This window comes from Streptococcus sp. ZY19097 (genome assembly GCF_040731245.1).
GTDB lineage: Bacteria > Bacillota > Bacilli > Lactobacillales > Streptococcaceae > Streptococcus > Streptococcus orisratti.
Window position 1 is genome coordinate 1656314 of the sequence record NZ_CP160400.1, and the last position, 15390, is coordinate 1671703.

The 15390-nt window shown below is 39.9% G+C and carries 11 protein-coding genes and 3 tRNA genes; 4 read left to right on the plus strand and 10 right to left on the minus strand.

Annotated features, from left to right (window positions below):
* Nucleotides 1-37: 37 nt before the first annotated feature.
* Nucleotides 38-1324 (minus strand): homoserine dehydrogenase, encoded by a 1287-nt coding sequence (locus ABZ559_RS08360; RefSeq protein ID WP_367005953.1) that lies wholly within the window; start codon nt 1322-1324, stop codon nt 38-40.
* 361 nt (nt 1325-1685) lie between these two features.
* Between ABZ559_RS08360 and ABZ559_RS08365 the strand changes: the two genes are divergently transcribed.
* The 3 genes from ABZ559_RS08365 (at nt 1686) to ABZ559_RS08375 (ending at nt 5005) form a co-directional block, all read left to right on the plus strand.
* Entirely contained in the window at nt 1686-2849 is a 1164-nt protein-coding gene (locus ABZ559_RS08365; protein WP_367005955.1) for an IS30 family transposase, read from the plus strand.
* A 482-nt stretch (nt 2850-3331) separates the two neighbouring features.
* Nucleotides 3332-4261, plus strand: coding sequence for a polysaccharide deacetylase family protein (locus ABZ559_RS08370; protein WP_367005956.1), 930 nt, complete (start codon nt 3332-3334; stop codon nt 4259-4261).
* A 327-nt stretch (nt 4262-4588) separates the two neighbouring features.
* On the plus strand, nt 4589-5005 hold the full coding sequence (locus ABZ559_RS08375) for a site-specific integrase (RefSeq protein WP_367007648.1): 417 nt from the start codon (nt 4589-4591) through the stop codon (nt 5003-5005).
* Nucleotides 5006-5230: 225 nt separating this feature from the next.
* Here ABZ559_RS08375 and ABZ559_RS08380 read toward each other — a convergent pair.
* The 9 genes from ABZ559_RS08380 to parE form a co-directional block, all read right to left on the minus strand.
* A tRNA-Arg gene (locus ABZ559_RS08380) sits at nt 5231-5302 on the minus strand.
* A gap of 105 nt (nt 5303-5407) precedes the next feature.
* Nucleotides 5408-6610, minus strand: a complete 1203-nt coding sequence (rpsA, locus tag ABZ559_RS08385; protein ID WP_018375604.1) for a 30S ribosomal protein S1 — start codon at nt 6608-6610, stop codon at nt 5408-5410.
* A gap of 127 nt (nt 6611-6737) precedes the next feature.
* A tRNA-Gln gene (locus tag ABZ559_RS08390) sits at nt 6738-6809 on the minus strand.
* A gap of 112 nt (nt 6810-6921) precedes the next feature.
* Nucleotides 6922-7002 (minus strand) — tRNA-Tyr (locus ABZ559_RS08395).
* A 60-nt stretch (nt 7003-7062) separates the two neighbouring features.
* A complete protein-coding gene (locus ABZ559_RS08400) occupies nt 7063-7293 on the minus strand; it encodes a DUF2969 domain-containing protein (protein WP_018375603.1) in 231 nt (76 codons plus the stop codon).
* A gap of 67 nt (nt 7294-7360) precedes the next feature.
* Nucleotides 7361-8380: a branched-chain amino acid aminotransferase gene (locus tag ABZ559_RS08405; protein ID WP_018375602.1), complete on the minus strand. Its 1020-nt coding sequence runs from the start codon at nt 8378-8380 to the stop codon at nt 7361-7363.
* Nucleotides 8381-8493: 113 nt separating this feature from the next.
* Nucleotides 8494-10950: a DNA topoisomerase IV subunit A gene (parC, locus tag ABZ559_RS08410; protein WP_367005957.1), complete on the minus strand. Its 2457-nt coding sequence runs from the start codon at nt 10948-10950 to the stop codon at nt 8494-8496.
* Nucleotides 10943-12037: a hypothetical protein gene (locus ABZ559_RS08415; protein ID WP_367005959.1), complete on the minus strand. Its 1095-nt coding sequence runs from the start codon at nt 12035-12037 to the stop codon at nt 10943-10945. The genes parC and ABZ559_RS08415 overlap by 8 nt, the downstream gene beginning before the upstream one ends.
* Before the next feature lie 133 nt (nt 12038-12170).
* Nucleotides 12171-14120: a DNA topoisomerase IV subunit B gene (gene parE, locus ABZ559_RS08420; protein WP_367005960.1), complete on the minus strand. Its 1950-nt coding sequence runs from the start codon at nt 14118-14120 to the stop codon at nt 12171-12173.
* Between the two features lie 131 nt (nt 14121-14251).
* On the opposite strand from parE, the gene plsY reads away from it, so the two are divergent.
* Nucleotides 14252-14890 carry a glycerol-3-phosphate 1-O-acyltransferase PlsY gene (gene plsY / locus ABZ559_RS08425; RefSeq protein ID WP_367005961.1) on the plus strand — a complete coding sequence of 213 codons (639 nt, stop codon included), beginning with the start codon at nt 14252-14254 and terminating at the stop codon, nt 14888-14890.
* Nucleotides 14891-15390 lie beyond the last annotated feature (500 nt).

The window sequence follows — 15390 nt, forward strand, 5'->3', positions numbered from 1 at the left end:
CTCCTAAGTCACAGAAAATTCCTTTTATCTAATCAAACTAATCACCTAAAACTTTAAGGGTATTCACCACTTGAAAATCTTCAACTGCGTTCAACTTAGCAATCACTGACTCAAGCTGCGTTTTGCTGAGTTCATGGGTAATAATAACAACACGAGCTTCTTCACCGTTTGCTTTTTGTTGTAAAACTTGTTCAAATGAAATATCTTCTGTATTAAAAATTTCAGCTAGACGAAGAATTTGACCACTCTTATCAGGAACATTGATAGCAAAATAATATTTAGCGAAAACATCTGCTGAATCAGCCAATCTTGTTTCACGAGCAAATTCATTGAATGCTTTACCAACATTACCATCACTCAAGCGACGGGCAATACGAATAATATCAGCCACTACAGAGGTTGCAGTAGGCTTTTGACCTGCTCCTGGGCCGTAGTACATAGACTCACCGATACCAATAGACTCAACAAAGACTGCATTCATAACACCATTAACACTAGCAAGAGGATGATTTTGTGGAAGGAAGGTAGGAGCCACTTCTGCTGAAATTCCTGAAGCAACCTCACGAATATCTCCGACCAACTTAATGACATAGCCTAATTCTTGCGCTACTGCTACATCGTCTGGTGTAATGGTTGTGATTCCTTTGTGAGAAACTTGATCAAAGTCTACAGTCATTCCAAAACCAAATTGGCTGAGAATGACAGCCTTATAAGCTGCATCAATCCCTTCTACATCATTTGTTGGATCGCTTTCAGCGTAACCAAGTTCCTGAGCAGTTCTAAGTGCAGCCTCGTAAGTCCAACCTTCGTCAACCATCTTGGTCATCATAAAATTCGATGTTCCATTAAGTACCCCCAAGATACGAGTAACCTTGTCAGATGTCAGTGAATTTGCCAAAGTGCGTAAAATTGGAATGCCACCAGCAACCGCAGCTTCGTAGTAAAAGGCAACACCTTTAGCTTGCGCTAGAGAAATCAACCCTTTCCCATGTGTCGCAATCAAATCTTTATTTGCCGAGACCACATTTTTGCCAGCTTCAAGCGCTTTGGTAATAAAGGTACGAGCAGGCTCAATGCGTCCCATCAATTCAACAACAATCTGAATATCGGCATCATTCAAAATCTCATCAACATTTGTTACAAAATGATAGTCATGACCAGCTGCTATTAAGCGATTTTTTTCATCCTCATCTTTGACCAGTACCTTAGCAATTTCAAGGTCATTGTGAGCAGCTGCAATAATTTTTTCCGCATTTTCTTTTAAAAGAAAGGGAATGCCACTTGCAACTGTACCAAAACCAAGTAAACCAATTTTAATAGACATGTAAAATTCCTCAATTCAACTATTTTTAATGGAAAAGCTGAGAGACTCTTCCATTCCAAAAATAAAAACATTTTTTCCATTATACCAAAAATTATTCAGAATTTACAGAAAAATAACATATTTTAGATAAGAATATCCCTATCCTAAATTCTCAAAGTAAGTTCTAGTCTAACACCCAAACTGGAAATTAGACTGAGACAAAAAAATAAGGTAGAACTTACTATGGGACAAGTTGGTAACTAACAATGAAAAACAAACCCTAAATTCTCAAAGTAAGTTCTAGTCTAACACCAAAACTGGAAATTAGACTGAGACAAAAAAATAAGGTAGAACTTACTATGGGACAAGTTGGTAACTGACAATGAAAAACAAACACTTAACTCTCTCTGATCGCAACGATATTCAAATAGGAATTGAACAACCTAAGCCCTTCTCAGCTATAGCAGCTAAGCTAGGAAAAGATCCGTCCACAATCTCAAAAGAAGTTCGCAGAAATCGAGTGGTTAAAGAAAATTCTGTGACATCTAATTGTGAAACCTGCCCTCTACTCAAAAAGGCTCCCTATGTGTGTAATGCCTGTCCGAAAAAGAGAACCAATTGTGGATACCAGAAACAGTTCTACTACGCAAAAAGAGCTCAGCTGGATTATGAAGCTAAGCTCTCAGATTCGAGAACAGGTGTTGCCCTAAACAAAGAAGAATTCTATCGCATGGACGAGATTGTCTCTTCTGCCATCAAAAAAGGACAACACCTCAACCACATCATCGCCTCCAACGAACTGTCAGCATCCAGAGCTTCTATCTACCGATACCTCGAAAAAGGCTATCTGTCCACAAAACCTATTGATTTCCCACGTGTCGTGAAATTCAGAAAAAGGAGAACCAGAAACCTCCAACCCATTCCTAAAACTGCCAAAGAAGGACGGTCTTACGAGGACTTCCAACGCTTTCTCACTAAAGAAGGAATCAGCTATTGGCTGGAAATGGACACCGTTACTGGACGTATCGGCGGAAAGCTACTTCTCACTCTTAACCTCTCCTTCTGTAATTTCATCTTCGCTCGGTTACTGGATAACAAAACAGCTAACGAAGTCGCTAAACACCTCTACGTTATCAAGAACAACCTGCATCAGAAGAAGATAGACTTCTGCGAACTATTCCCTGTCGTTCTGACCGACAATGGTGGTGAATTCGCTAGAGTGGACGATATCGAAATGGATGTTCGCGGAGAGTCTAAGCTATTCTTCTGTGACCCAAATCGCTCTGACCAGAAAGGGAGAATTGAGAAGAATCACACACTTATCAGAGATATTCTTCCTAAAGGAACTAGTTTTGACAACTTGACACAGGAGGACATCAACCTAGTTTGTTCGCATGTCAACAGTGTCAAACGAGCTGCTTTCAACGGAAAATCGGCTTATGAACTCTTTACATTTACCTACGGTGAGGAATTGGCAACACTTCTGGGTATCTCTAAAATTGACCCTGAGAACGTCATCCAATCACCTCGATTATTGGATAAATAATCGCTAATTTTTATCATAAAAACTAATCAAAAATAGAAAGGAACTTGTCCCATCCAAAATTCCAGATAGCTAGAACTTACTTTGAGACATCTCAGAGCCAGTAACTTTAGTGTACCCTTTTTTTCAACAATTTCAAGCCTAAAACACCCTTGAAGCCTTAGTTTAGTCAAAAACAGAACTTAGTCTGAGACTAAATTCTGTTGATTTTATGCAGTTTTCTCAGAGTAACTTCTGGAAGGACGGGAACTAGAACTTACTTTGAGAATTTACCGAATATCCCTATTAATAAACTTTTATGGTTAAAAATGATACAATAGAAAAAGGTAGTAGTCATTTTCTAATCATACTCAATGAAAACCAAAGTTATAAATAAGAAATATAAGCATAGATAAAATTGAAGTTCATCAAATCACGTCAATAATAAATTTGATTTTCCAAGAGTATTATTTAATCAATACCAACCATATTTTTAGGAGATTTTTATGAAAAAAAGAAATCATCGTCGTCATAAACCAAACTCATTCTGGCTAATTCTTAACCTCTTCCTTTTATTTGCTTGCGTATTGTCTATTGCTTTTTTGGTATTCACTCTCAAAGATAGGAAAATTTCTCTTAACAACTCAGCTTCTTCAACAAAAATTAGCAAAATACAAAATCAAAAAGCTTCCACAACACCTACTAATTCATCCAAGCAAAATACTAATACTGATACAGTTGAATGGAAAAAGGCGGATGAAACAGTTTCAGTTCCTATTTTAATGTACCATGCCATTCATAATATTGCACCTGAAGAAGCAGCTAACGCTAATTTGATAGTTGATCCGATAACTTTTGAAAGTCACATTCAACGTTTAGTACAAGAGGGCTATTATTTCTTAACACCCGAAGAAGCTTATAGAGTATTCACTGAAAATGTCTTACCAAATGGCAACAACAAAATTATCTGGTTAACTTTCGACGATAGCTTGTGGGACTTTCACGATATTGCCTACCCCATTTTAAAAAAATATAAGGCCAAGGCAACAAACAATGTTATCACTGGAACTGTCGGAAATTCTGGCAATCTTTCTCTAGAACAAATGCTTGACATGAAAAAACATGGTATGTCCTTCCAAGATCATACCGTTAATCATCCAGATTTATCCGTTCAAAGTGCTGAAACACAAAAAAACGAAATGAAAGAATCTAAAGTCTATCTTGATCAAAACCTTAACCAAGACACTATTGCAATTGCCTATCCCGCTGGTCGTTACTCTGATACCACGCTTGAACTGGCTTCAAACCTAGACTACAAACTAGGAGTAACTACCAACGAAGGAATAGCCAATATCAATAATGGACTTCTTTCACTTAATAGAGTACGAATCTTGCCAACTACTACTGCTGATACCTTGTTAGCCACGATTTCGTAACCATTTTGACTCCACGCTCTCCACGATCATTAATTTATCACGGAGAACGTGTGTTTTTTTTTTGATCATAGTCAACTGAAACAAGAAAAATCCCAAACTATCATCCCGATTCATCCTTATAACCATTTATCCAATTTTATAATTATGAGCAGTGTTTCATAGAATTCTCATTGTTAAAAAGAAAAAAAGCGAGAACGTCTTCGTTCTCACTAAATATTAACTTATCATCAATCTACTACAGTTAATGATGATCCTTTTATCCATCCTGAGTATCTAAATTTTATCAAAATCTCCAGCAAACACCCCTTACATAGGTCACGTGTAGCTATCCACCTAATAGTTGTTACTGGTTTGCGTTTTTCTGAAGCTATGAGAATTGACTTAGCAGATATAGACAGAGATAACAAACTAATCCATATTACTAAAACCTATAAAGTCTACGGTAAAAGTAAAGGCAATGCGCCAACTACCCCCTCAAGTTTGCGAGATGTTCCAATCAACCAAGAAACTATCAAGCTGTTAGATGAATATATAGCCACATTCCGACCCGTTCAAAGGATCTTCGAAGGGCTATCGAACACGGCCGCAAACAAAGCACTTAAGCGATTAGTTGGACGTGATGTCCACGTTCATAGTTTACGATATACTTATGTTTCTTATCTCATTTCTCAAGGCGTGGAGCTATTTGCAATATCAAAATTGATTGGACATAAAGACTTAATACTCAATGAAAATCAAAAGTAGCCTAGGAAACGAAGCCGACGATAGAACTTGAGTTCATCAAGGCAAGTTGACAACGGATAATTTTGATTTTCGAAGAGTATAAACACCACTTTATCAGTTTATGCCCATTTGCTCGAAGAGTCAAAACAAGAAAATAATGGCAGGGTTAGAAATATTTTTGGGGCAGAATTAGGGAAAAATATAGCAGAAAACCCTTGATTTACAAGGGTTTTCTGCTATATTTTATCCATCCTGAGGGAATCGAACCCCCATCACAAGAACCGGAATCTTGTGTGATATCCATTACACTAAGGATGGATAGTATCATTATACTATAACACAAAAGAAAAGGAGGGAGAAAAATCGATAATTAGTAGAAATTCGATTTTGTCGTCCCACCTATTGAAAATATTCTAAAACTTATTACAATTCAATGTCACCGAACAAGTCAGCCATTGAGAATCCAGTTTGAGTTTCTGGAAGTTCATAATCACGTTTAGCTTCACGTTTTGGACGACGTGGACGAGATTGACGTTTTTCTTCTTTTTCACCTTCAGCTTGTGCTGGACGTTCTTCAAGCGCTTTGATTGAAAGTGAAACACGTTCATCAGCAGCATTAACTTCAAGAACCTTAACAGTAACATCTTGACCAACAGACAAGACATCTTTAGGATTTTCAACGCGTTTATGTGAAATTTGTGAAATGTGAACAAGTCCATCAATTCCTGGCAAGACTTCAACAAAGGCACCAAAATCAGTCAAACGTTTAACTTTACCTTCAACAACATCTCCAGCAGCAAGTTTTTGCTCAACACCATCCCATGGTCCAGGCGTTGTTGCTTTAAGTGACAATGAAACACGTCCTGCTTCTTCATCAATTGAAAGAACTTTAACTTCAACTTCTTCACCAACAGAAACAACAGATTTAGGTGAAACGTTGCGTTCGTGTGATAACTCAGTTACATGGATAAGTCCATCTACTCCACCAAGATCAACGAAGGCACCAAAACTTGTCAAACGAGCAACTTTACCTGTTACAACTTCACCTTCAGCAAGTTTTGAGAAAACTGCTTCACGTGCTGCTGCTGCTGTTTCTTCAACAACTTCACGACGTGAAAGGATGAAACGGTTTTCTGCTGCATCAACTTCTTTAATTTTTGCATCAAATTCTTGACCAACAAATTTTTCAGTATTACGAATAAAACGAGTATCAATCATTGAGGCTGGAATAAAACCACGAAGTCCCTCAAATTCAACGGAAAGACCACCTTTAACAGCACGTGTGCCTTTGACAGTAACAACTTCACCTTCACGACCAACAAGTTTGTCCCATGCTTTGCGAGCTTCCAAACGTTTTTTAGATACAAGGAAAGTTACGGTATCAGTATCTTTACCTACAACTTGACGAAGAACAAGCACTTCAACGGTGTCGCCAGCTTTAACCAAATCATTGATATCTGCATTACGATCATTAGTCAATTCACGAAGTGTAAGCACACCTTCAACACCAGTGCCTTCAATAACAACGTTTGCTTGATCGTTATCAACTGTTAAAACTTCCGCAGTGACTACGTCACCAGGATTAACTTCGCTAACACTGTTTAGCAAATCTTCAAATTCATTCATTCTAAAAAATCCTCCAACAAAAGCTAGCATAGCTAGCTTTTGATAACAATATATTTTCTCAAGGTAACCCGCAACGACAACTCTTTTTATCCTTGACGGTGTCAGATTTAGAACCTGATACCTTTGACTGGGGTAGCTGGATTCGAACCAACGCATGAGGGAGTCAAAGTCCCTTGCCTTACCGCTTGGCTATACCCCAAAGTTTCTAACTAAGATATTATTCTGAAATGAACTCAGACTGAACGCTAGATGAAAGATCGATTCATTTAATCTACATATCTGTATATTTGAACACCCTAATACCTTAGAAATGGAAGGGGAGGGATTCGAACCCCCGAACCCGAAGGAGCGGATTTACAGTCCGCCGCGTTTAGCCTCTTCGCTACCCTTCCATAACAACAAAAACTATTCTATCATAGTTTTTGTTCGTCTGCAAGTCTTTTTCACTATTTTTAATGATTTAGGTTGTAATTTTCAATAATATTTTCAATAGCTTGATCTAATGTTTTAAAAAATGTGTCAACTTGGGTATTTTTGATTACTGCAAATTTACCGTCTAGTTCTGTAATTTCTCCAACTTTCTTTTTACCAATAACAAGAGCATAGCCATCAACTTGGGCATCGCCAACAGTTACGGAACTATCCGTCAACTGGATTTCAATTTTTTTGTCTTTTTTACTCATTCTATCACCTCACTTGTTACATTTTACCGAAAATCAAAAAAGCTTGCAAGAGCAAGCTTTAATTTTCTTAAACTTTATAAATCCAACCTTCTGGTGCTTCAACATCACCAAATTGAATACCGGTCAATTCTTCATAAAGTTTACGTGTAACTGGCCCAACTTCTGTCTCGCTGTAGAAAACATGAAAATCATCGCCATGTTGAACACCGCCGATTGGGGAGATGACCGCTGCTGTACCACAAGCACCAGCTTCTATAAATTTATCCAATTCATCAAGCTTAACGTCACCTTGAATAGCTTCCATGCCAAATCGATGTTCTGCCAAATACAAAAGTGAATATTTTGTAATTGATGGCAAGATAGATGGGCTCAGTGGGGTGATGAATTCATTATCTTTGGTAATACCAAAGAAGTTTGCTGAACCTACTTCTTCAATCTTAGTGTGAGTTGCAGGGTCAAGGTAAATAACATCCGAGAACTTGCGTTCATGAGCAACTTTCCCTGGTAATAGGCTTGCTGCATAGTTACCACCTACCTTAGCAGCACCTGTACCATTTGGAGCTGCACGGTCATAATCATCTTGAATCAAGAAGTTCGTTGGTACCAAACCGCCCTTAAAATAGTTACCAACAGGCATAGCAAAAATGGTAAAAATATATTCTGTAGCTGGATGGACACCGATGACATCACCTACACCAATCAAAAGTGGACGCAGATATAAAGTTCCTCCTGTGCCGTATGGCGGAACGTACTCCTCATTAGCACGAACCACTTGTTTACAAGCGTCAATAAACTTATCCGTTGGTACCTGTGGCATCAGGAGTCGATCTGCCGTGCGTTGCAAACGTTCAGCGTTCATGTTAGGGCGGAATAATTGTACTGAGCCATCTTTTGTGCGGTAGGCTTTCAAACCTTCAAAGGCCTCTTGACCATAGTGAAGAGCTGGTGAAGCTTCTGAAATGTGAAGGGTTGCATCTTCTGTTAATTTTCCTTCATCCCACTTGCCATCTTTGTAGTAAGAAATATAACGGAATGGTAGTTTGTGATATTCGAACCCTAAATTTTCCCAATCAAGATCTACTGTCATTATAAAAATCCTCTTTCTCGTTTTTTTCTATTGTACGCTTTTTTCTGTTTTTTTCAAGTACTTTTCACAAAATTCTGAAAATTTACCTAAAAAGTAAAAGAGTGACTACTCTCTTACTTGATTTTAGCTGCATAAACACCTTCATCTGAGATGCTATCAGAGATAAAGCTACCGTTGCTAGTACGTTCTGATAGGCTCAAATCTTCTAGGATGACATCATAAACTTTACCTGTAGTTGACATGATTTGCAATACTTCGGTGTCATCAGAAAGTTCCGCTGTACTGAACAAGTCTAAACTCTGACTGTCATTTGAAGAATGGACTGGACCAGCTACAAAGACACGATGAGGTTTGGATTTGAGTTCTCGCAGAACTTGCAAACCACGCTTAGCACGGCTAGTTACTGGAATGACTTCCAACGCCATACGTTTAAGACTTCCTCGTTGCGTGAGAAGATACATGCTTTCAGTGTTAGCAACAAAAGCCACCTGAACAAGATCGCCGTCCTTAAGATTAACAGCTTTGACACCGGCTGCCTTGGCGCCAACGACTGGAACTTCTTCGATGTTAAATCGCAGAGCGTAGCCATTAAGAGTCACTAACATAACATCATCTAAAGCAATCGAATGAACGGTGACAATTCTATCCTCATCGTTCTTGAGTTTGGCAAATTTAACTGCCTTAGACTTGTAAGTCCGCCATGGTGTGAATTCCTTACGCTCAAAGCGTTTGATTTGACCGAGTTTGGTCACTGCGAAATAAGTTTGCTCTTCGAAATCATCCACAATTTCTGCGTAGAGGACTTCTTCATCGGTCGCAAAATTCGTAATCGTTTGTGACAAATGCTCACCGATGTCTTTCCAACGAATATCAGTGATTTCGTGGACAGGACGGTAAATAACATTCCCCAAATTAGTGAAAATGAGCAAGTGTTGCGTAGTCTTGGCCTGCTGAACGAAAATAAGTTCATCATCATCACGCTTACCGACCTCATCAACCGTCGATGAGTTGTAAGAACGTGGGCTGGTACGTTTGATATAGCCACCACGGGTCACACTGACGAAGGTTTCTTCTTCAACGATAAGACTGGCGGTATCAATCTCAATAGTCTGTGCTTGAGCTTGCAATTCTGTCAGACGCGGATTACCAAATTTTTTCTTAACTTCACGAAGCTCACGTTTCATCACGTTAAACATGGTGCGCTCATCACCGATAATAGCTTTGAGCATAGTGATTTTGTCACGCAGCTCAGCTTCTTCATTTTCTAAAGTCACAATATCGGTATTGGTCAAACGATACAGTTGCAAGGTTACAATGGCTTCAGCTTGTTCCTCAGAAAACTCATAACTAACCTTAAGGTTTTCTTTGGCGTCAGCCTTATTTTCAGACGCGCGAATAAGAGCAATCACTTCATCTAGAATAGAAATGACGCGAATCAACCCCTCAACAATATGCAGACGTTTCTCAGCTTTTTCCTTATCAAATTTAGAGCGAGCTACAATGATGTCCTTGCGGTGAGCAATATAACTGGACAGCATAGGCACAATCCCCACTTGACGTGGCGTATAATTGTCAATGGCTACCATGTTGAAGTTGTAATTAACCTGCAAGTCAGTGTATTTGAAGAGGTAATTGAGAATAGTTTCCTCATCTGCATCTTTTTTGAGTTCAATAGCAATGCGCAGACCATCACGGTCAGATTCATCACGGACTTCAGCAATACCAGGCACTTTGTTGTTAACACGCACATCGTCAAGCTTCTTGACCAATACCGCTTTATTGACTTCATAAGGAATTTCAGTCGCCACAATTTGCTTTTTGCCACCTTTTAAGGTTTCAATAGCGGTGCGAGAACGGACAACGACACGTCCCCTCCCTGTTTCGTAGGCTTTCTTGATTTCATCCTTACCCTGAATAATAGCTCCCGTTGGAAAATCTGGCCCAGGTAAGAATTCCATAAGTTTTTCCACCTTGGCAGAGGGATGGTCAATCATGTAGACCACAGCATCAATAACTTCAGCTAAATTATGCGGCGGGATATCCGTTGCGTAACCAGCAGAAATCCCAGTCGCCCCATTGACCAAAAGGTTTGGAAAGGCAGCTGGCAAGACGGTCGGCTCTTTTTCCGTGTCATCAAAGTTCCAAGCCCAGGGCACGGTATTCTTGTCAATGTCTTGGAGCAGATAACCAGCTATCTCTGATAACCTTGCCTCAGTATAACGCATGGCAGCGGCTGGATCACCGTCCATGGAACCGTTGTTCCCGTGCATTTCAATCAGGGTCTCGCGGTTCTTCCAATCCTGAGACATGCGGACCATGGCGTCGTAGATGGAGCTGTCGCCGTGAGGGTGAAAGTTACCCATGACGTTACCGACAGATTTTGCAGACTTCCGGAAGCCCTTTTCAAAGGTATTGCCATCCTTATTCATAGAATAAAGAATGCGACGCTGAACGGGTTTGAGCCCGTCACGAATGTCCGGCAGTGCCCGCTCTTGAATGATGTATTTGGAGTAGCGGCCAAAGCGCTCTCCCATGATGTCCTCAAGGGACATGTTTTGAATGTTAGACATTTGTTAAATATCCTTCTTTACTGTTTTTCCGAAACTGTTTATATCTATAATTTTTGTATTCTAAGTAGTCTTCATAAGATTTCCAAGTGTAAAATGAACTCTCTTCATTCCAAAGAATGACTTTTAAAAATTTTTCTGTACTCAACATCTTTTCTTTGTATTTCTCACCACCATGATAATAACATTTTTTAAGTTCTTTATAGTCAGGCGCTGTTGAAAGTAATTGCGTTTGAAAAATATTTTGAGCTTTTAAGCTTTCTTTTTCTAATCTTCTATCAGCGGACCAAGTTATGAGAGCTGTTTGAATAAGTAATGATAAAAGGAACATGCCTATCGGGCTAACTTTCTCTAACTCAACACCAATAATGAAAGTCAACACTCCTAAAGGGAGCAGTACAATTTCATTGCCTTTTTTAACTATTTCTATATCAAAAATTTCAAGTGATTTCACTATCAAATAGGAAGAAAGACAAGAAATGCCTAATATCATAATTACTATTACCCAAAGTTGCCAGGCATTGTCAGTGAATAAATCACCTAATTCATACTTTATAAATACAGACTGTAAGGCTTTTTCAAATGAATTGCTACTACTTGGTGGTAAAGATTGTACCGAGGGACATGAACAACATATATAATCCGATACTTTTTTATTCTCATCTCCTAAACTATAGACTAAACCTCCGCTAATAAATGCCACAATCAACATTGAAAGAATAATACTAAAAGTTTTTAAGTAGCGAAGAAAAGCAAATACAAGAGAAGAATAGGCTAGAAATATAAAAAAGAAGGAGCAAGTCAAAAATATAACGGCTAAAATAATATGAATAGGGCTTCCAAGGTCAGATGGAATCATCCTCGACACTATCACCGTACCTAATACAGCAAAGAATGCTGCAAAAGCGATCCCTTTTATAAACATTCTTATAGCACCATCTCTGAGATAGTCTTTATTATCAAGAATTTTTAACTTGGTGCCTTTCTCCAACTCCTGCGTATGATTTAGATAGTTTGTACACCATTCACTTATACGCAAAGCCTTATCTTTCATTCTCTCAACCCAATAATCAAACTCAAAAATTTTCACAATCCCTCCTACGACGTGAGAAAGCAAAATCGTTATTATTTTGCTTTCGAGCTAGTAAGGCGCTTAGGTAAGTCCAGGATAGGACTTACCGTGCTAGAAATAGAGAGGTTTCCTTTCATTTCTAGCCAGCGAGTTAAAACACTGTAGTCTCTTCCAACGTAAATTTAACATTATCCTCAATCCATTTGCGGCGGGGTTCGACTTTGTCACCCATGAGGACGTTGACACGGCGTTCGGCACGCGCGAGGTCTTCTATGTTTACACGGATAAGAGTGCGGGTATCAGGATTCATAGTGGTTTCCCAAAGCTGGTCGGCGTTCATTTCCCCCAACCCCTTGTAACGTTGGAGGATAGCACCTTTACCAAATCGCTTGCGCAGTTCTTCTAGCTCTTGGTCAGTCCAGGCATATTCAACCACTTCTTTGGCACCCTTACCCTTACTCATTTTGTACAATGGGGGCAGAGCGATATAGACATGACCAGCTTCCACCAAGGGACGCATGTAGCGATAGAAAAAGGTCAGGAGCAGCGTCTGAATGTGGGCACCGTCAGTATCAGCATCAGTCATGATGATAATCTTATCGTAGTTGGCATCTTCCACCTTGAAGTCAGCTCCGACACCAGCACCGATGGTGTAAATCATAGTATTGATTTCCTCGTTCTTGACGATGTCTGCCATCTTGGCCTTGGCGGTGTTGAGCACCTTACCACGCAGAGGGAGGATGGCTTGGAACTTACGGTCACGACCTTGCTTGGCAGAGCCGCCGGCAGAATCCCCTTCGACCAGATAAAGTTCATTTTTCTTAGGGTTTTTAGATTGGGCTGGCGTCAGCTTACCAGATAAAAGGCCTTTGTCCTTCTTATTCTTCTTGCCATTACGCGATTCATCACGCGCCTTGCGGGCAGCTTCCCGCGCATCACGCGCCTTGATGGCCTTACGAACAAGATTTGAAGCGACCTCGCCATTTTCCAAAAGAAAATAGGTCAATTTCTCAGAGACGATACCATCAACGATTGGACGCGCCAGCGGTGATCCCAGCTTGTCCTTGGTTTGCCCTTCAAACTGCAAGTGCTGCTCAGGCACCAAGACCGAGAGAATAGCCGACAGCCCTTCGCGGTAGTCAGAACCTTCCAAGTTTTTGTCCTTCTCCTTGAGCAAGCCCGTTTTTCTGGCATAGTCGTTCATAGCCTTGGTGATAGCTGATTTAAGTCCTGTCTCATGCGTTCCGCCATCCTTAGTGCGGACGTTATTAACAAAGGAGAGGATATTATCAGAGAAACCGTCATTGTACTGAAGCGCCACTTCTACTTGGAAACCTTGCTCCTCACCTTCAAAAAAGATGACAGGTGTCAATGTCTCCTTATCCTCGTTGAGGTATTCGACGAAGTCTTGAACCCCATTTTCAAAATGAAAGGACTTCTGCAAGACTTCGTCTGGACGATTGTCCGTCAGGGTCATGGTAACGTTCTTGAGCAGGAAGGCAGATTCCTTGAGTCGCTCTGCTATGGTGTTAAATTTAAACTCTGTCGTTGAAAAAATCATGCTGTCTGGCATAAAGCTGACCTTTGTCCCTGATTTGGACTTAGGAGCTGTGCCTATTTTCTTGAGTGTGGTGACGGGCTTCCCGCCATTTTCAAAACGCTGCTTATAAACCGCACCGTCACGGGTAATTTCAACCTCTAACCAGCTAGACAGAGCATTAACGACAGACGAACCGACCCCGTGCAGCCCACCAGATGTCTTGTAACCGCCTTGACCGAATTTCCCGCCAGCATGGAGCACCGTAAAGATGACTTCCACCGTCGGAATGCCCATAGCGTGCTTACCAGTTGGCATCCCGCGACCGTGGTCAGCTACCGTCACTGAGCCATCTTTGTTAATGGTCACATCAATCTGATCACCAAAGCCAGAGAGCGCCTCATCAACCGCATTGTCCACGATTTCCCAAACCAAATGGTGTAATCCCGTTCCATCAGTTGATCCGATGTACATACCAGGACGTTTACGAACAGCATCTAAGCCTTCTAAGACTTGGATGGCATCGTCGCCGTAATTATTGATATTGATTTCTTTCTTAGCCATTAAGACCTCCGAATTTTTTCATCCTTTTTATCTTACAGGTTTTTAGCAAATTTTGCAAAATATTTTAGTCTATCTCTTGAAAAATCAGACATTTTTCAAGCAAGAGCCAGTCAGTATGGTATAATAAAAGCATGAAAATTTTAGGTTTAATGATTATTGCGTACTTACTGGGCTCTATCCAGACGGGACTCTGGATTGGTAAAGCTTTCTATCACATCAATCTTCGTGAACACGGCAGCGGCAACACTGGAACGACAAACACCTTCCGCGTTTTAGGTATCAGGGCTGGTATGGTTGTACTGGTCGTGGATATTCTCAAAGGAACCATTGCAACCATACTTCCTGTTTGGCTGGGTGTGACCGCAGTTTCACCACTTCTCATCGGACTTTTTGCTATTTTGGGTCATACCTTTCCTATCTTTGCTGGCTTCAAAGGAGGCAAGGCTGTGGCAACCAGTGCTGGTGTCCTACTTGGATTTACCCCACTCTTCTTGCTTTATCTAGGCATTGTCTTCACGATTAGCCTTTATCTCTTTAGCATGATTTCCCTTTCTAGCGTTATTTCGGCGACAATGGCAGTGCTGAGTGCTCTGATTTTTCCAGCTTTTGGTTTTCTGTTGCCAAACTATGATTGGCTCTTTACAGTCCTTATCATCATAATGGCTTCTATCATTATTATCCGCCACAGGGACAATATGAAACGCATCAAAGCCCACCAAGAAAATCTTGTTCCATGGGGACTCAACCTCAGCAAACAGAGTAAGAAATAAAACAAAAAAGTCGGAGAATTTCAACTCTTCGACTTTTTACTATAAGAATCTGTAACTAAAAACTGATGCTAATACTGGCTAATACTCAATGAAAATCAAAAGTAGCCTAGGAAACGAAGCCTACGATAGAACTTGAGTTCATCAAGGCAAGTTGACAACGGATAATTTTGATTTTCGAAGAGTATAAAAATCAAAAGTAGCTATCTAATAGTAACTGGATATATTTAAAATGAACAATTGACGGAAGTTTTTGTCATGGTAAAAGGGTATAAATTGTGATGATAGAAATAAGTTTGTTATTTTTGATCTTGGTTGAGTATTAACTGAAAATAAAGCGAAAGATTGTCCCTTAGAACCTGTATTCAGAGTTCAGCACTTCTATCTAAGGTTAGTTTTCAACTACTCATCGTTAGTTTTTTCAAAATACAGTCAGTATTCCTCAAAAAACTGCCTCGATTAGCGAAAAACTATCTCTTAAATAAAAGTACTTTACTTGTGAA